17 protein-coding genes are annotated in these 18426 nt (G+C 58.9%); 1 reads left to right on the forward strand and 16 read right to left on the reverse strand.

Annotated elements, in window-relative coordinates; all coding sequences use genetic code 11:
- Positions 1–125 precede the first annotated feature (125 nt).
- The 16 genes from flhE to SOM40_RS14545 all read right to left on the reverse strand — a co-directional run bounded on the left by flhE (position 126) and on the right by SOM40_RS14545 (position 16668).
- Entirely contained in the window at positions 126–518 is a 393-nt protein-coding gene (gene flhE / locus SOM40_RS14470; RefSeq protein WP_312187501.1) for a flagellar protein FlhE, read from the reverse strand.
- Positions 518–2596, reverse strand: coding sequence for a flagellar biosynthesis protein FlhA (gene flhA / locus SOM40_RS14475; protein ID WP_320530236.1), 2079 nt, complete (start codon positions 2594–2596; stop codon positions 518–520). Before flhA ends, flhE begins: the two co-directional genes overlap by 1 nt.
- On the reverse strand, positions 2589–3737 hold the full coding sequence (gene flhB / locus SOM40_RS14480; RefSeq protein WP_106993563.1) for a flagellar biosynthesis protein FlhB: 1149 nt from the start codon (positions 3735–3737) through the stop codon (positions 2589–2591). The genes flhA and flhB overlap by 8 nt, the downstream gene beginning before the upstream one ends.
- Before the next feature lie 132 nt (positions 3738–3869).
- Complete coding sequence (locus SOM40_RS14485; RefSeq protein ID WP_312076995.1) at positions 3870–4433, reverse strand: helix-turn-helix transcriptional regulator; 564 nt, start codon at positions 4431–4433, stop codon at positions 3870–3872.
- A gap of 77 nt (positions 4434–4510) precedes the next feature.
- The gene (locus SOM40_RS14490) at positions 4511–4735 is read right to left on the reverse strand and encodes a hypothetical protein (RefSeq protein ID WP_106993347.1); all 225 of its coding nucleotides are present in this window, start codon (positions 4733–4735) and stop codon (positions 4511–4513) included.
- Positions 4736–5052: 317 nt separating this feature from the next.
- The gene (gene cheZ, locus SOM40_RS14495) at positions 5053–5697 is read right to left on the reverse strand and encodes a protein phosphatase CheZ (RefSeq protein WP_106993348.1); all 645 of its coding nucleotides are present in this window, start codon (positions 5695–5697) and stop codon (positions 5053–5055) included.
- A gap of 10 nt (positions 5698–5707) precedes the next feature.
- The gene (gene cheY, locus SOM40_RS14500; protein ID WP_032611971.1) at positions 5708–6097 is read right to left on the reverse strand and encodes a chemotaxis response regulator CheY; all 390 of its coding nucleotides are present in this window, start codon (positions 6095–6097) and stop codon (positions 5708–5710) included.
- Positions 6098–6113: 16 nt separating this feature from the next.
- Positions 6114–7163, reverse strand: coding sequence for a protein-glutamate methylesterase/protein-glutamine glutaminase (locus tag SOM40_RS14505; protein ID WP_106993349.1), 1050 nt, complete (start codon positions 7161–7163; stop codon positions 6114–6116).
- Positions 7160–8029, reverse strand: a complete 870-nt coding sequence (cheR, locus tag SOM40_RS14510; RefSeq protein ID WP_106993350.1) for a protein-glutamate O-methyltransferase CheR — start codon at positions 8027–8029, stop codon at positions 7160–7162. The genes SOM40_RS14505 and cheR overlap by 4 nt, the downstream gene beginning before the upstream one ends.
- 23 nt (positions 8030–8052) lie before the next feature.
- Complete coding sequence (gene tap, locus SOM40_RS14515) at positions 8053–9654, reverse strand: methyl-accepting chemotaxis protein IV (protein WP_320530237.1); 1602 nt, start codon at positions 9652–9654, stop codon at positions 8053–8055.
- Positions 9655–9698: 44 nt separating this feature from the next.
- Positions 9699–11354 (reverse strand): methyl-accepting chemotaxis protein II, encoded by a 1656-nt coding sequence (gene tar, locus SOM40_RS14520; protein WP_106993352.1) that lies wholly within the window; start codon positions 11352–11354, stop codon positions 9699–9701.
- Positions 11355–11437: 83 nt separating this feature from the next.
- Positions 11438–12403 (reverse strand): Csu type fimbrial protein, encoded by a 966-nt coding sequence (locus tag SOM40_RS14525; RefSeq protein WP_320530238.1) that lies wholly within the window; start codon positions 12401–12403, stop codon positions 11438–11440.
- Entirely contained in the window at positions 12400–14784 is a 2385-nt protein-coding gene (locus tag SOM40_RS14530) for a fimbria/pilus outer membrane usher protein (RefSeq protein WP_261644056.1), read from the reverse strand. The genes SOM40_RS14525 and SOM40_RS14530 overlap by 4 nt, the downstream gene beginning before the upstream one ends.
- On the reverse strand, positions 14760–15479 hold the full coding sequence (locus SOM40_RS14535; protein WP_225759507.1) for a fimbrial biogenesis chaperone: 720 nt from the start codon (positions 15477–15479) through the stop codon (positions 14760–14762). Before SOM40_RS14535 ends, SOM40_RS14530 begins: the two co-directional genes overlap by 25 nt.
- Before the next feature lie 55 nt (positions 15480–15534).
- On the reverse strand, positions 15535–16014 hold the full coding sequence (locus SOM40_RS14540; protein WP_409418452.1) for a Csu type fimbrial protein: 480 nt from the start codon (positions 16012–16014) through the stop codon (positions 15535–15537).
- A gap of 84 nt (positions 16015–16098) precedes the next feature.
- Positions 16099–16668, reverse strand: coding sequence for a Csu type fimbrial protein (locus SOM40_RS14545; RefSeq protein WP_320530239.1), 570 nt, complete (start codon positions 16666–16668; stop codon positions 16099–16101).
- Positions 16669–17093: 425 nt separating this feature from the next.
- On the opposite strand from SOM40_RS14545, the gene SOM40_RS14550 reads away from it, so the two are divergent.
- Positions 17094–18353, forward strand: coding sequence for a dicarboxylate/amino acid:cation symporter (locus SOM40_RS14550; protein ID WP_225758520.1), 1260 nt, complete (start codon positions 17094–17096; stop codon positions 18351–18353).
- Positions 18354–18426 lie beyond the last annotated feature (73 nt).

Genomic DNA, 18426 nt, shown 5'->3' on the forward strand with positions numbered 1-18426 from the left:
ATGCAAAGAGATTTACTACGCGCGTCACTCTTTTATAAAACAGCGTTTCTCTTGCTTCAAAAGACGGGGTCAATTATGCGAGCCAGTCATCAGAATGGACTGATAACTGGCGAAAAAGCGGGCGGTTAGCGGTAATTAACGATCACTTCGTTGCGTTGCACCTTCAGGGCGGGGATCAGACGACCGCCGCCGGGCACTTCCCAGATAAAGCGCAGCGGCTCAGCCGCCGGAACGCTGTTAAAGGCCTGCGTGGTGCCGCTGGCGCCGTCGAGTTCGGTGCAGCGTGTCTGAGAGCACAACCGCACCCGAAGACCGGCCGGGATCGGGCCGTTCAGCTCATAGCGCCAGGCCACCAGGGTCATCAACCCCGAAACCGGCTGCTTTGCCGACAGCGGGCGTGACGAGGCCGCCACGCCGCGGTTGGTGAGGGTCAGACCGATACTGCTGTCCTGCCAGGCCCCCTCGCCTGCGGCCTGCGCCATCACCGGCAGCGCCAGTAACCAGAGTAATTTACGCATCACTGGCCTCCAATGCTGGCGGTCATGCGAATGTGACGATTGTCCGACAGCTCCATATTCGACAGGACCACCAGCTGCGTCAGGCTGCGGCGCAGGAAGCGCGACAGCAGCGGACGCAGGGCGTGGTTCACCAGCAGCACCGGCGGCGCACCGAGCATCTCCTGACGCTGTAACGCCTCCTGGGTTTGCGCCAGCAGACGATCCGCCAGCCCCGGCTCCAGCCCGCCGCCGCCCTGCAGGGCCTGCAGCAGCAGACGTTCAAGCGGCGTATCGAGACCAATCACCTGCACTTCGCCGGTACCCGGGAACCACTGCTGGGTGATGGCGCGGCCCAGCGCCACGCGCACCACCGCCGTCAGCTCGTGCGGATCGCTTTGCAGCGGGGCATGCTCCGCCAGCGTTTCCAGGATGGTACGCATATCGCGGATCGGCACCTTCTCGTCGAGCAGGTTCTGCAGCACTTTGTGCAGCGTGGTCAGGGTCAGCACGCCCGGAACCAGATCTTCGGTAAGCTTCGGCATCTCCTGGGTCACGCGGTCCAGCAGCTGCTGCGCCTCCTGACGACCAAACAGCTCCGCCGAGAACTGGCCAATAATATGGTTGAGGTGGGTCGCCACCACGGTACTGGCTTCCACCACGGTATAGCCCTGGATCTGCGCCTGCTCTTTCAGGGCGCTTTCGATCCAGATTGCCGCCAGGCCAAAGGCCGGGTCGATAGTTTGTTCCCCCGGCAACGTGCCTGCCGCGGTGCCCGGGTTAATCGCCAGCCAGCGCCCTGGATAGGCATCTCCGCTGCCAATTTCCACCCCTTTCATCAGGATGCGGTAGCGTGCCGGGGGCAGATCCATATTGTCACGGATATGCACCACCGGCGGCAGGAAGCCCATGTCCTGGGCGAATTTCTTACGGATACTGCGGATACGCCCCAGCAGTTCGCCGTCCTGTTGGGAGTCGACCATCGGGATCAGGCGATAGCCCACCTCCATCCCAAGGGAATCTTCCAGCTGAACGTCATTCCAGGTGGCTTCCACCGCCTGGGTGTTTTCTGGCATTTTAATCGGCGCAGGCTCGGCCTTCGGTTTGGTTTCGCGCCCGCGCAACCACCAGGCCAGCCCCAGCAGCGCACCGGTAAACAGCAGGAAGACGAAGTTTGGCATACCTGGTACCAGGCCCAGCAGCCCCAGTACCGCCGCCGACAGCATCAGCACGTTCGGGTTGGTAAACAGCTGGCTCACCATCTGCTCACCGACGTCCTGATCGGTGGCGACGCGGGTCACGATCACACCGGCCGCGGTGGAGATCACCAGCGCCGGGATCTGGGCGACCAGGCCATCACCGATGGTCAGCAGTGTATAGGTCTCTGCCGCATGACCCATGTCCATCCCGTGCTGCAGTACCCCCACCAGCAGGCCGCCGATCACGTTGATGACCATGATCAGAATACCGGCGATGGCATCCCCGCGAACGAACTTACTCGCACCGTCCATTGAGCCGTAGAAGTCCGCCTCCTGGGTCACTTCTGAACGGCGTTTTTTGGCTTCCTCTTCCGCGATAATTCCGGCGTTCAGATCGGCGTCAATCGCCATCTGTTTGCCCGGCATCCCGTCCAGCACGAAACGTGCACCCACTTCGGCGATACGTCCCGCACCCTTGGTGATAACCATAAAGTTGATGATCACGAGGATGATGAACACCACGATACCGATGGCGAAGTTGCCGCCCACCAGGAAGTGACCGAAGGCCTCAACCACCTTACCTGCCGCCGCACCGCCGGTATGACCATCCATCAGGATGATACGGGTGGAGGCCACGTTCAGCGCCAGGCGCAACAGCGTGGTGAACAGCAGAATGGTCGGGAACGCGGCAAACTCGAGGGTACGCTGGGTGAACATCGCCACCAGCAGCACCATGATCGAGAGCGCGATGTTGAAGGTAAAAAGCAGGTCGAGGATGAATGCCGGAAGCGGCAATACCATCATCGACAAAATTAGCAGGATGAGGATCGGCCCGGCCATAATCTGCCATTGGGTCGATTTCAGGTTGCTCGGCAAGCGCAACATTGCCACCAGATTAGCCATCAGTGTCCTTCTCGTTCATAAAATCCAGCGCTGCAGGCACCGGGAGATTCTCAGGTTTGACAGGCCGTTGTCCACCAGCCAGACGCCAGCGTTTCAACTGCCACACCCATGCCAGCACTTCCGCCACAGCGGCATACAGCTGGCCTGGGATCTGTTGTCCAATTTCCGCATGGCGGTAAAGCGCACGCGCCAGCGGCGGGGCCTCCAGCATCGGAATACGGTTTTCATTACCAATTTCACGGATCCGCAGGGCAATCAGCCCTGCCCCTTTCGCCACCACCTTCGGCGCGCTCATTTTGTTTTCGTCATACTGCAGCGCAACGGAGTAGTGAGTCGGGTTGGTGACGATGACATCCGCTTTCGGCACATCTTCCATCATCCGGCGACGGGCGGCGGCACGCTGCATCTGGCGAATACGCCCTTTGACGTGCGGGTCGCCTTCCATCTGTTTGTATTCATCACGAATGTCCTGGCGGGACATGCGCAGCTTTTTAATGTGGCTGTAGATCTGGAAGAAGACGTCAAACCCCACCATCGGGATAATCGCCAGCACCACCAGCAGCGAGCAGAGCCCCACCAGGTTGAGCGCGTTGCTCATCGCGGTAAGGGGCGATTCGCTAATCAGGCGCATCATCTCCGGCCAGTTGTGCCAGATAAAAAATCCGGCCATGCTGCCCATCAGCGTGGCTTTCATCAGCGCTTTCAACAGTTCGGCGGCGGTCTGCGCCGAGAACATCCGGGCGATCCCGGGCAGCGGGTTGAGTTTGGAGAATTTAAACTGCAGCGATTTACCGCTAAACACCAGCCCGCCCAGCATCACCGGAGATATCAGCGCCACCAGCACCACCCCGACGATCAGCGGCAGCAGTGCGACCATCGCACTTTTGATCAGCAGGATAATCTGGCTGAGGATCAGGTTCGGGTCGTTAACCATGCTGTGATCGAAGCGCAACCCGGCCGAGAGCATGCCCGCCAGTCTGCGGGCAAGGGACTCCCCACCGATCCAGATAATGCACACGCCCACCAATAAAATCAGCAGGGAGGTGAGTTCTCTGGATCGGGGTATCTGCCCTTCCTCACGCGCTTTATCAAGTCGGTGGGGTGTGGGGGCTTCTGTTTTGTCGTCGCTGTCTTCTGCCACGGCAAGCATCTCGCAGGTAGAGGTCTGGACGCTATGATGCCAAAGCGGCGGATGAACAATGGGCTAATTAGCGGCGATAAAAGGGCTGATTTAGGCCTTTCGGCGCAGTCAGGGGTTATCGGAGGCGGTTATTTATGCACATGCAGCCTGTTTGCGGCGGCGTGCCACCAGTAATGCGGCGAGAACCTCAATTTCTTCAAAGTCTTTTGAGGCGCTATTTCTGAGAACCAGGTTCCACTTACTGAGGACACGCGCGTTAACCACCAGCTCGCTGTCCTGTTTTAAGCGGCCATTCGTTGATAGCCAATGAGCCACGTCGCCCCAATCCCACAACGGAGACTGGCCTTTGATGCGCTGGATGGGGCAAGGAAAATCGCCGCTACCGCGAGTGCCGTCTTTCAACATGGCGATCGCCTGGCGCGACATGTGGGTCATTTCGGCTATGTCGCTCAAACCGACAAGGGCGGAGTCGACAGACTCTACGATAGCGCCAATGTCGGCTGATTCGATATTGTTTACCGCTGAGGAGATCGCTTCATCCAGGGAGCCTGCTTCACGGTCAAACTCGATATAGACGGAGTTGCCATAAGCGCAGATCAGCGCATCGTCGCAGCCGCTTTCGTACAGCGCATCCTCCAGCCCTTCAGTCTCGTAAGTTACGCCTGAGAGGGTCAGAGTGAAGTAATAAAGCGCCATAATACCTCTTTGTTTTTCGTCAGAGATTTTCTCGTATTCGGTAAAGAGCAGCAGCAGCCACCCTTTACCGGGCAAAATCAAAGGCAGTGTTTTACGTTGCGAATAATTTGCATGGCATGGTTTTCAGCGTTTTTCGGCGTCGACCATACGCTCATTTGGTGATCCCGATGTTCACCTTCTGGATTACCACAGCGTAACCTGCAGAAACAGTGCGCTGAATGACCGGGAGGAACCCAAACCCAACCTTTCCTCAGGGCATATTCAATTGCCTCCTGAATATGCTTGTTCGGATGTTTCTTCATTCGCCTCCGTTGCCAGGATCCTATTACGAGTGTTGACATGTGTCAACGGTGATTTTTATCACGCGTACATGTCGCTACCCTCCCGTCGCATGCTGTCTACGGCCAGCAGCAGACCCTGCTGAGACTATCAGAATGGCTGAATGTGAAATAACGGAAGTCGTGACAGATTGCTGATTCTGGAAGGATTATCGTAAAAGGGATGAAACAGATGCATAAAGAAAAATGCCACCTTTGCAGGTGGCATTTCTGCCGGGTGGCGCTGCGCTTACCCGGCCTGGAACACCGTAGGCCTGTGCAAGCGAAGCGCCGCCAGGCTATCAGAAGCCTAAGCTGTCCAGCAGGTCGTCGACCTGATCCTGGCTTGCCACGACACCGGCTTTGGTGGTGTCGAGTTGCGGGCCATTCAGCAGGCTTTCGTTTTCGCGCTGCGGACGCGCGGAAGGTTCCGGCATGTTCTCCAGCAGCACCATCAACAGCTGACGCTCGATCTCCTGGATCACGTCCATCATGCGCTTGATCACCTGACCGGTAAGGTCCTGGAAATCCTGCGCCATCATGATATCCAGCAGCTGCGCGTTGGTGAAGCTGGTATGGCCCGGTACGTCGCCGAGGTACTGGCGGGTATCGGTAACCAGTTCGCGGGCATCGGACAGTTCGATAGGGTTCTCGAACCACTCGTCCCAGCGTTTGGTCAGCGCTTTCGCGCCCTTTTCCATCTCATCCTGATGTGGCTGCGACGCTTCAACACTGTTCAGCGCACGCTCTGCCGCCTGGGCAGTCATTTGCACAACATAGTCAAGACGGTCGCGGGCATCGGGAATCGCTTCCGCCGCTTCCGCAATCGCCTGATCCAGTCCCAGCTCACGCAGGCTGTCGCGCAGCATGCGCGTCAGACTGCCGATCCGGGCAATTATATCGCCGGGTGAATGCTCATCCGTGGGTTTAATCAAAGGCTGCATCATCTCCCGTACCTCACATGCCGAGTTTCTCGAAGATCTTACCGAGTTTTTCTTCCAAAGTTGCAGCGGTGAATGGCTTCACCACATACCCGCTTGCGCCAGCCTGTGCCGCAGCAATAATGTTCTCTTTCTTCGCTTCGGCCGTCACCATCAGCACAGGCATAGAGGCCATCGCAGCATTCGCACGAATGGTTTTCAGCAGTTCCAGACCATCCATGTTTGGCATGTTCCAGTCGGAAATGACAAAACCAAAGCCGCCGGCATTCAGTTTGTTCAATGCATCGACACCGTCTTCTGCTTCTTCAACATTATTAAAACCCAGCTCTTTCAGCAGGTTGCGCACGATGCGACGCATGGTGGAAAAGTCATCCACAACCAAAAACTTGAGCTCTTTGTCCGCCATAAAACTACACTCCTCGTTAAATACGTATTGCCTGTCCGGCACTGATTTTTGCCAGCATCTGCTGACTAACCTGACTGAGATCGACCACTTCGCTGACGCCACCCATATTGATGGCCTCGCGCGGCATGCCGAACACTACACAACTTGCTTCATTCTGCGCGATGGTCCAGGCGCCAGCCTGGTGCATCGCAAGCATTCCGGCGGCGCCGTCGTTGCCCATCCCCGTCAGGATCACCCCAACGGCGTTGCGCCCCGCATGTTTCGCCACTGAATGAAACAGCACATCCACCGACGGACGGTGCCGGTTAACCGGCGGTCCGTCATGAATCTTGATTTGATAGTTCGCCCCGCTGCGCGCCAGCTCCATATGCTTGTCTCCCGGGGCGATATAGGCATGCCCCGGCAGAACGCGCTCGCCATCTTCCGCCTCTTTCACGCTGATCTGACACAGCTTGTTCAGACGCTCGGCGAAGGAGCGGGTAAAGCCTGGCGGCATGTGCTGGGTAATCAGAATACCGGGGCTTGAGAGCGGCAATGGCTGGAGTACATGGCGAATTGCCTCTGTTCCCCCGGTCGACGCGCCGATCACCAGCAGTTTTTCCGAGCTCAACAGCGGGCCCGCTTTCAGGGTGACGGGTGCGGCCATCGGCTTGTGCATGGCCACCCGCGCCCTGGCGGCGGTGCGAATTTTTTCCGCGATCATCTCGCTGTACGCCAGCATCCCCTCACGAATGCCGAGCTGCGGTTTGGTGACAAAATCCACCGCCCCCAGCTCCAGCGCCCGCAGGGTGATCTCGGAGCCTTTGCCGGTCAGGGAAGAGACCATCACCACCGGCATCGGACGCAGACGCATTAACTTCTCGAGGAAGTCGATGCCATCCATGCGCGGCATTTCGACATCGAGGGTCAGCACGTCGGGGTTATATTTTTTGATCAAATCCCGGGCTACCAGCGGATCGGGGGCCGTCGCCACCATCTCCATGTCGCTGTGGCTGTTGATAATTTCGGTCATGATCTGGCGCATTAACGCCGAATCATCAACTGACAAGACCCTGATTTTACTCATGCTTTATCCTTACTCAGCGCATATACCGTCTGCCCACGCAGGCTGAATTCGCGCACGAGATTGCTGAAATTCTCCGAGTGCCCGGCAAACAGTAATCCGTCCGGCTTGAGCAACGGTACAAAGCGGCGCAGGATCTCCTGCTGCGTCGTTTTGTCGAAATAGATCATCACATTACGGCAGAAAATGGCGTCAAACGGGCCCGCCACGTTGTACTGCTTCTCCAGCAGATTGAGCATGGAGAACTCCACCGCATTCGCCAGTTCGCTACGCACCCGCACCAGCCCGTCGTGCGGACCGGTGCCACGCATGAAGTAGCGCTGAAGCTGCTGCGGCGACAGGGTTTTCAACTCGTCCTGACGATAGATACCGCTCTGCGCTTTTTGCAGCACTTCGGTATCGATGTCGCTGGCAAAGACCTTCCAGCGGCCCGGCGCGGTCCCCAGAGTATCGGCCAGGGTGATGGCGAGCGAATAAGGCTCCTCGCCGGTCGAGGCCGCCGCACTCCAGACGCGATACTCGCCGCCGCTGCGGCGGCGCGCATGGTCCGCCAGCACCGGGAAGTGGTGTGCTTCCCGGAAAAAGGCGGTCAGGTTAGTGGTCAGCGAGTTGATAAACGCCTGCCACTCCGCGCTGTTCGGGTTCGCTTCCAGCATGCCGAGGTAGCGACCAAAATCATCCAGCTCGAGCGTCCGCAAGCGACGCACAAGACGGTTGTAGACCATGTCCCGCTTGTGATCGGCAAGCACGATCCCCGCGCGCTGGTAGATTAACTGACATATCCGACGGAAATGCGCATCGGACAGCGCGAGGCGCTGTGTCATCTGTAACAATAATGACGATTGCCCTGAGGGCAGTGGTGATGTCATAGCGCCTTCTTACTTAATCACGTTCAGGTTCCGACTGGAACGGCCTGCGACCGCCCGACTTCTGTAACTGTTTCACTACGTTCATTCACATTAAATACGGCGACCAGCGAGGTAAGATGATCCGCCTGGCCGGCTAACTGGTCGGTGGCGGCCGCGGCTTCTTCTACCAGCGCGGCGTTCTGCTGCGTCACCTGATCCATCTGGCTCACTGCCAGCGCCACCTGCTCAATGCCGCGTCGCTGCTCATCGGATGCCGAGGCGATTTCACCCATGATGTCGTTCACCTGGGTGACCGAACTGACGATCTCGGTCATGGTTTTCGCGGCGGTATCCACCAGCTCTGAGCCCTGCTGCACCCGGGAGACCGACTCTTCAATCAGCACCTTGATCTCTTTCGCCGCGTTGGCGCTGCGGCTGGCAAGATTACGGACTTCACCCGCCACCACCGCAAAGCCACGCCCCTGCTCGCCCGCACGGGCGGCTTCCACCGCGGCGTTCAGCGCCAGAATATTGGTCTGGAAGGCGATGCCGTCGATAACGCTAATAATGTCGCCAATCTTCTGCGAACTGGTGGCGATCTGATTCATGGTGTTCGCCACGTGGGACGCCTGCTCGCCGCCCTTCTTCGCCGTCTGCGCCGCGCTTTTCGCCAGACCGGAGGCCTGACGGGCGTTGTCGGCGTTCTGCCCGACGGTGGCGGTCAACTGCTCCATGCTGGCCGCGGTTTGCGCCAGGGACGCCGCCTGCTGCTCGGTGCGCGACGAGAGATCGTTATTGCCTTCGGCAATCTCGGAGATCCCGGTGTGCATGGCATAACTGCCCTGACGCACCTCGGACACCGTTTCGCGCAGCGAGCCCTGCATCGCTTTCAGGCTGGCGAAAATTGCCGAAATTTCATTCTTGCCGTAGACCGCCACCGGCCGCGCCAGATCGCCCTTCGCGATGCTGTCGAAATGGCTGCTGATAATCGCCAGCGGCTGGACGATCATTCTGCGTGACCAGAACAGCGCGGCGCTGGTCAGGATCGCAGTCAGCACAATCATGGTGGCGAAAATCACGCCCGACATGTGGTAGCTGGTGCGACTGTCGTTACCCGCCGCCTGCACAAACTGGTTAATCTCCTGTTGCCAGGCCTCGGTGCTGGCATCAAACGCCGCCTGCGACGCCTGCACCGGCGCGGTGAGGAAATCTGACAGCTGGTTGTTTTCCAGCCAGGTAGCCTGATGATCCAGATCGCTGTACCACTGGCTAAAGGCGGTCTGCATCGCTTTTTTCAGCTCGCCGTCTTTGGCGCTGATCGCCGCCTGTTCATTGAAGGTTTTGAACATGCCGTCAGCCTGTTTCAGGCTGTTGCGCGCGGTGGTCATCAGCGCCTTGATATCATCAGGCGGATAACTCAGCGCGGTCAGGGTGCCCGCTTTATTCAGCGCCGTGCTGGCCTGCAGCAGAACGGCGCGGCTCTGCGTAAGCAACGCCCGCTGCTGATTGCTACCCTGCATCTCCTGCAAATTCTGATAACCATCGCGAAAAGCCCAAAATGACAAGCCATTACTGCCAACCTGCAACACCCCGCAGACAATCAAAATCAAAAACAGGGTGGTCGAGATACGAATACGATTAAACATCCACGCTCCCATTTAGCGGCCAGCAGCCGCGATTTAACGTTCGATCAAAATGTTTCCCAGTTCTCATCTTTTCCGGTGGTCAGCGCGCGTACCTGCGCCGGTGCATTGACCGGTGCTGCCGGCTGATGGCTGGCACGCGATGACCCCGTTTTTCCAGGTGCAGAAGTAAGTCGAAACGCCGAAACGGCCATCTTCAGACGGCTCGCCTGCTCTTCCAGTTGCGCCGCAGCGGTGGCGGACTCCTGGACCAGCGCGGCGTTTTGTTGTGTGACACGATCCATTTCCGATACCGCCAGGGCGACCTGATCGATACCACGACTCTGCTCATCCGAGGCCGAGGCGATTTCACCCATGATGTCGGTCACGCGCGTTACCGCGTTGACGATGTCATTCATGGTTTCTCCCGCGCTTTCCACCAGCACCGAGCCGGTATCCACGCGCGCGACAGAATCTTCAATCAGGGCTTTGATCTCTTTCGCCGCATTGGCGCTGCGGCTGGCGAGGTTACGCACTTCACCGGCCACCACGGCAAAACCACGCCCCTGCTCACCGGCACGGGCGGCTTCAACCGCGGCGTTCAGCGCCAGGATGTTGGTCTGGAAGGCGATGCCGTCGATCACGCTGATGATGTCAGCGATCTTCTTCGAACTCCCGGCGATGTCGTGCATGGTTTTCACCACCCCATCCACCACCTTGCCGCCTTTCTGGGCGGTTTCTGAGGCGCTGTTCGCCAGCTGTGATGCCTGACGGGCGTTGTCGGCGTTCTGCTTCACGGTGGCAGTTAACTGCTCCATGCTCGCCGCGGTCTCTTCCAGGGCCGACGCCTGCTGCTCGGTGCGGGAGGAGAGATCGTTGTTGCCCATCGCGATTTCGCTGGTGCCGGTGTAGATGGCATCCGAGCCCTGGCGCACGTTAGCCACCGTCTCGCTCAGGGAGCGCTGCATATGGTCAACGGTAACCGCCAGCTGGGTGATTTCGCTGCGTCCGGCAATCGCCAGGGTATGAGTCAGATCGCCGCTGGCAATCTGACGAATGTGCTCGATAACGCGGTTCAACGGATTAAGCAGGGTATGGCGAATACCGTACCAGACCCCGACCAGCACGATCGCCAGCGCCAGGGCGAGGATCCCCATCTGCCATTTGGCAAAGGTGTAATCCGCCACGCTGGCGTTGAACGCCTCCTGGTTGCGGGCATCTGACGCGGAGACATAATCCCGCAGGGCGGTGCCGAGCGCGTTCTGCTTTGACTGGGTGGCCTGGGCAAAATAGGCGTCCATATTGCCGCTCTCAAGGAACTGGATCAGCTCCGTCAGGGCCGCAGCATAGTCCTGATATTTGTCGTTGATGGTCTGGCTCACCTGCGCCATTGACGGCTGTGGCGTGATGGCGCTGTAGGCCTTGAAGTGTTTGTCCGCTTCCGCCAGCGTGGTGCGGGCGCTGTTGATCAGCTCAGGCTGCGGCTTAGAGGGATCCGTCGCCATGCGCGCGGAGGCGCGGCTCAGGTTGATGCGCGTTTGCAGCAGGTAATCCCAGCTGGAGGTGATTTCGCTTTGTTGAACACGGAATTGGTTAGAAACCGCAAAACTGTCCTGGTTAGCCTTAATGGATGAGAAAAACAGACTGCCGGAAATAAGCTGCAGCAGTGCGAAGACAACCAGCACCAGCATCAGCATTGTGACAACGCGCATACGGTTCAACATACAACACCTTCTTATGAATTTGTTCTCGGTGTTATCGGCACAACTGACAGGAACTTTACATTTGCGAAAGGGAAAAGCGAGGGTCAGAACGCGACGTCGACGACCAGGGTGTCGCTGTAGTTACCGGCGGGAGGGGTGGTCTGCGTGGTCAGGACGCGAGCGGTGTAGTTGTAGCTGCGCAGCAGCCCGTCGGCGCTCACCTGGGAGGAGGCACCGCTGGACCAGCGTTCGCTGCCGCTGCTACCCCAGCGATTGGCGGTAGCTTCTTTATAGATCTCATAGCTCATGCGGTTATTGCCGCTGGCCATCCGGCGCACGTTATTGCTGGCGTTAGCGCCGTTATTAATGCCGATGGTATAGACGCTGCCCTTGGTGCAGGTGACCGAGATGGCCTGCGAGACGGTGGGGAAATTCTGCACCAGCGGCGCGCTGTTGAAGTTGACGTTTGGGGTGGTCATCGCGCTGCAGTCGTTGGTGACCGTCATGTTGAGGGTCAGGCTGACCGGGGTGGTGCCGGTTTGTGCGGAGGTACAGAGCCCCAGTGCCCCCAGCGCGCAGACGCTGTAGCTGACGTTGAAATTGAGGGTCACCTGATAGGGCCCGGCGCTGACGTTCTGCCCGGCGACGGTGCGAAAATAGAGCGGGATGTTGTACTGCCTTGACCCAAGCAGGCCCAGCAGCGATGAACCGCTCCAGGTATAGGCTTTGCCGATCTGCACTTCGCTGCTGGCGTTGCAGGTAGTCTGGCCGCACAGGCGAGTGGGGATCACGTCGGTGATGGTAGCATTATCGGTGCGCTTCATCGTCCCGCGACTGCTGGCGGCGATGGAGGCGCCGGTGAAGTTGAGCGTCACCGTATCGTTGGTCAGCAAGTTGAGCACCGTATCGCAGTTCACCACCAGCGTCCCGGTGGTGGCCACTTCATTGCTGCCGCTGAGGGCAAACGAGGTGACGCTGCCAAAGCTGGCATTGACGGTGCTGACCCGGCACGCTCCCCAGCTGGTCGCCGAAAACAGGATCAGCATCACCAGCAGCAGGAGGCGTTTCATGGTGCCACCCGGCAGGTCAGCGGCCCGTAGGTTTGCAGCTTATGCTCCGGGTTCGCCGTCAGGGTCAGGGTAATACGACAGCCTTTGCCGTCCGGGGTGATGACCTCCAGCGGGTTGACGTCCGCCAGATCCTCCAGCCAGGCAAGCCCGTCATAGCCCACCACCACCGGCTCCCGCCCCTGGCGTCGCACCTGGCTGCCGAGGGGGATCGCTTCCCCTGCCCCGTCATGAAGGATCACGCTGGCCACCCGCTCCTGCTCCATCGGGAAATCGACCAGATAGCCGCTGTTGCGCCGCAGGGCGACGCGGCGCTCGGTCTCCTTCAGGCGGGTGTCGGCGGGTAAATTGAGGGTGTTGATGCTGTAGCTGGCCGGATAATAGGCCGATACGCCGCTGATCAGCAGATAGCCGTTGCGGTTGGTTTTACCCACCGGCTGGTTCTCATAGCTGACCGGCACGTCCGGCTGCCCGTCGGTGCTGACCACCACGAAGGCGTCGTTGATTTTGTTGGCGGCAAACAGCTCGCCGTCCATCAGCACCACCGCCCCCATCGCCTCGCCCCACCAGGTCATCATGTCGCGGTCGCCGTAGCCGCCGCCCTGCAGCTCGATGTTGTTATTGCGCCAGCCCAGCGTGGCCTGCTGATAGTTGCTGGCCTGCGACTGGCGCGCCCACGCCATATTCCAGCTGAAGCCGCCGTCGGTGGGCATCGAGTGGTTGTAGTTGAGGCGCTGAGTGCTCCCGGCGTCCGGGGTATTTTCCAGGGTGATGGCGGCGCTGTCGCGCTCGCCGAGGGGGATCTGCAGCGACAGGGCCACCGTCCAGTCGCCCTGCTGCTGATCCCGGCTGGCAGCGAGGTAAATACTGCTGCTGCCCCACAGGTTACGGCTCCAGGAGAGGTTCAGCAGCTCGGTTTTCTGATCGTCGAAACTCTGCACGCCGATCCATGCCGCACCAATATTGCCGAAGTCGCCGAGGTTAAAAGTCAGGGAGTACTGATCGGTATTGCGGCTCAGGCTGGCGATGGGCTGGTTATATTCATCATAAACGGTGGGCTGATCGTAGAGGGCGAGGTTGCCGAAGCCGCGATCGCGACGGCTGTGCTGGGTGGCAATGCTGAAGGCGTTAGTGCTGTACTGGTAGCCCCAGTTTACCTGCCCGCCGGTGTCGCCGCGCATTTTGCTCTGGGTCCAGGCGCTGTTCACTACCCCCAGCCGCCCGAGTTTGACGATGGTTCCGGCCCCGCCCAGCGCCAATTCTTCCGCCCCTTCGACGTGCCCTTCCAGCGTCAGCCAGTCGGTAAGGCCATAGCGATACGAGCCGCTGCCCGCCGCCGGGCCGTAGTCAAAATTCTCGATACCGTAGTTGCGGCGCAGGCTGCCGAGGGTCATGGCCCCGTCGCTGAGCCCCTGGCGGAGCAGATCGCTGGTGACGTAGAACGGCATGGTGGTGCTCACCTGACGACCCAGCGCATCGGTGGTGACCAGCACCGCATCCCCGGCGCCGTTGATGTAAGGCAGATTGGTGAGGGTGAAGGGTCCCGGCTGCAAACGGGTCGAGCCCGCACGGTAGCCGTTGACGAACAGATCCACTGAGGTAGGTACCGCCGCTTCACCGGAGAATTCCGGTAATGGCCAGGTGACGAGGTCCGGGCGCAGGGAGAAATCGCGGCCATAGCTGATGCCGCCCATGCGCACGCTGCTGCTCCAGCTCAGGGCATCACTGATCACATCCCCGGCGGTCCAGGTGGTGGCATTCTCTTCGTCGGTAATCATCAGGGTGGTGTCGTAGCGCACGTACCCCTCCTGCTGCCCGCTGCCGCCGGAGAGGTTTTTCCGCACGTAACCGGTGGAGGATAACGATCCCCGGTCGTCAAAATAGCGCAACTCATGCCACAGGGAGGCCTGGCCGCCGCTGTGCTCGGTGTGGTTGGTATAAAAGTCGTAGTTGAGCAGCGCTCCTTTGCCAAAATGGGGCGTGCTGCGCGCCATCTGCCCGCTGAAGGGGGTGACGCGGGCGCCGATCCACTCTCGCGGCACGCTGAGCAACAGCCGTTGCCCGGTGCTGTCGTACTCGGTGCGCACCTCCGGCAGGCGGCTGACATTTACCTCCCCCGGCGGGACCTGTTCGGCGGGCAAACCCGCGCGGCGCAGATCGGCGCTGGCGACCAGATACTCCTCCTGCCGCCGGGTGACGGGCACCACCAGCCCGGTGTCATAATGGTTAACGACCAGCACCAGCTGGAACACCGCCTCGTCATTGACCGACTGCGGCACCGGCGGTGGAGGCAGCATATCATCACCAGGATCGGCCCAGCTTGCGGAGCTGACGCAGAGCAGGATAAGCATCGACGGCTTCAGTTGACGGGGGCCGACTGCCATTGCGTATCCCGGGCATTAATTTCCGCACGCATCTGGTTCGGCTGGCTGATCCCTGACGGAAGCGGCCAGCTACGGGCGCTGCCCGGTAGCACGTAACCCAGCAGGCCATCCGCGAGGGTACGATTTTGTCCCCCCTGCTGCAGCGTGACCTGGCTCAGGCGGACATGCACATTGCCCTGGTTGCGGACCTGCAGAGCGGGTTGGCCATTCTCACGGATCACCCGCCAGTTGAGATCCCGCGTCTCGGCCAGGGCGTGGTGCGCCCCGTCCTTGATGGTGGCGATCCCCTGCCCGTAGACAAACAGCGGTATGGAGTAACGCATCTGCAGTTTGAGTCCCATCTGCGGGGTCGCCTTATCCTGCGGCTGAGGGATTTCGTCCACGATAATACGGTAGGCTTGCTCGACACCGGCCGGCACCTCGCTCTGTTTGATCAGGCGGATTAACTGCTTGCTGCCCTTGGCAATGGTGACGATCGGCGGGCTGGCAACCACCTCCTGCTGCGCGGTATAGCGTTCAAGACCATTCTCCTGACGCCAGCGAACAATTCGCACCTGCATGGTGGTGGCGCTGTTGCCCTGATTCTGTACCCACAACTCTGTGGCTTTGGTATCCGCCGACAGCCACGGGTCGATAGGCCACAGCAGAATGGTGGCCGCCCCGTGGGCGGTGTTGAGCGTTGCACCCAGCGCCATCAGCAGACAGAGCGTACGAGTTCCCGAAAGTGCCTTCATCGTCCTTCTCCCTTTATCACCACGACAGGGTCACGGTGAGTTGATCGGAATAATTTCCAGCCGGGCTGAACCCGGTCAGAAGCGCCACACCAAAGAGCGGTAGCGCAATGTTGTTGCTGTTGGTGTATGTCACAGACACCGCCTGGTTAACCCCGATCTCACTGTTGGCCGCCAGGGAACTGCTGCTGTACAGGCGGTACGCCACCCGATCGGTTGCCCCGGAGCGCTGCATATTGCGCACCGAGGTGTAATACTGGCCCCCGTCGATACTCATGCTCAGCGCCACGCCAGGCGTACAGGCGATGGACAGCGAACCGTTCGGCACAAAGCTGGTATTCACCGATCCCCGCGCCACCCCGCTGTGGGTGCCAAAGTTCAGGGTGCCCAGCAGGCCACCGCTGCCTGCGGCGACGGAGCAGCCGGGGGTGATGGTGGCGCTCACCTGAAAGGATTGCGTCGTCACCGCCTCGCTGCTTCCCGCCGCAAGCAGCAGCATGCTCAGGCTAAAAAGAGCGCGCAGTTTTCCCTCTCCCCGGTGATGGAGCTTTTGGTTATTCACGCGCATTAAAACGTGCTGGCGCTAATAGGTGACGCTGACGTTGATGGTATCGGTGTAGGTGCCTGGCACCACGGTGACGCTGTTGCCCCCACCGGTGATGCGGCCGTACAGGGTGTAGCTGTCAACGCCCCCGGTGGTGGAGGTCACTGGCAACGGGGCGTTGTTGGCGATGATGTTGTTAAATCCGCCGTCGCTGAACAGGCTGTAGGCCACGCCCTGACTGGTATTGGATGTATTCACCAGATAGCGCGCGGGAGTACCCGGCGTGCCGACTACGGTGCCGGGAGCTGTCGAGTTGGTATTCCCGGTGATCGCTACTGTATAGCTGGCGGTGGTGCATTGAATGGTGAAGGTATTGCCGCCGCTGGCCCCGGTCAACTGGGTGGTCAGCGTGGAGAAGGTCGCCGGATGGGTACCGAAATCGAGGGTACCGAAGTTAATGCCGTCCTGCGTTGGCGAGCCGTTAATCAGGCAACCGTTGGTTAACGTCAAGGTTGCGCCGATGGTGCCGCTGCTGGTAACGGCCTGGCTATTGCCGGCTGCCATCGCCAGAACGCCGCCGGAAAACAGCATCAGGAGCTTTTTATTCATTTTCCACCCTCCAGAAAATGTCACGTGCGGTTATCAATTTTTTGATAACGCTCAGTCTGTTAGCACCCATCAGGCCACTGCCAGGGTGGTTATTGTGAAATTTAGTTTATGGATACAATCTCAACAACTTTTTGCAACAATACTCATACACTTACCGTATTGACACATTTTTACTTATTAAAACATGTGGATACGCAATGTAACCCGCCACGTTTTAAACAAACCGGGAGGATATATTGATTGCAATGTGATCTACATCACAATATATCGTCACGCAGCCATTAACAAAACTGATAAATATTAAAAAAATATTGAAAAGCGCGCTTTTTTACTTCAACGTAGGTTATGAATCATTCATGTGCTGAATAATTAAAATTAGATACATCAGCTGTTTAATTTCACCTTTTCGTTAATGAGGTATTTTGGTGGCAAGTGCAAACCGACTCACGATCTTCATCGTGGTCTTTATGCTGGCGGGCATCCTGTCCGGGGCAGTCATTCATGAGTACGCGTCCCCTGACGCAATCGCAGCCTGGTCAGATAACATCACGTTATTAACCGATATCTTTTTACGCCTGATTAAAATGGTCATTGCGCCGCTGGTGTTCAGCACCCTGACGGTGGGGATCATGCGTCTGGGTGAGACCGCCACCATTGGCCGCGTGGGCGGTAAAGCGATGGTGTGGTTTATCAGTTCGTCGGTGCTCTCCATCCTGGTCGGGCTGTTTATCGTCACCCTGCTCCACCCGGGCAGCGGCCTGAATCTGGCCGTTCCGGCTGGCGCGGTAGAGACCGGGCTGGCAACGGGGGGGATGTCGCTGAAAGGTTTCCTTTCCCACACCATCCCCACCAGCATCGTCGGGGCGATGGCCAATAACGAGATCCTGCAGATTGTGGTGTTCTCGATGTTCTTCGGCATTGGCGGCGCATCGCTGGGGGAGAAGTTTAACGCCCCGCTGGTGGCCGCGCTGGATGTGGTCTCCCACATCATGCTGAAAGTGACCGGCTACGTGATGTACGTTGCGCCGCTGGCGATCTTCGCCGCCATCTCCTCGGTGATCGCCACCCAGGGGCTGGGGATTTTGCTCAACTACGCCTCGTTTATTGGCGGGTATTACCTGGCGATCGTCCTCACCTGTCTGGTGCTGGTGGCGGTGGGGTATATGGTGCTAAAAAACGAGATCTTCCGTCTGGTGAGCATGCTGAAAGATCCGGTCCTGGTGGCCTTTACCACCAGCAGTTCGGAAGCGGCTTACCCTAAAACGCTGGAGCAGCTGACCCGCTTTGGCTGCTCGCGCAATATCGTCTCGTTTGTGCTGCCGATTGGGTATTCGTTTAACCTGGTGGGGTCGATGGTCTACTGCTCGTTTGCCTCCATGTTTATCGCCCAGGCGTACAATATTCAGCTGACGTTTTCGGAAATCACGGTGCTGATGTTAACCCTGATGCTGGCCTCAAAAGGGATTGCCGGGGTACCGCGCTCGGCGCTGGTGGTGCTGGCGGCGACTATCCCGAGTTTCCATATTCCGGTGGCGGGGATTTTGCTGCTGATGGGGATCGATCACTTCCTGGATATGGGGCGGTCAGCGATTAACGTGTTGGGGAACGGCGTGGCAACGGCGATGCTGGCGCAGAATGAGGGGCTGCTGGAGGATGAGGTGGAGCTGGCTAGCCAGGAAGCTTAAGTCTTATGTAAAAATTGTGGAAACGTTCCGTTCACTATAACTCTTTCGCCATATGTACTCCCCGCTGCGGTGA

It is taken from the genome of Leclercia sp. CFBP8987, from assembly GCF_034044995.2.
GTDB lineage: Bacteria > Pseudomonadota > Gammaproteobacteria > Enterobacterales > Enterobacteriaceae > Enterobacter > Enterobacter tamurae.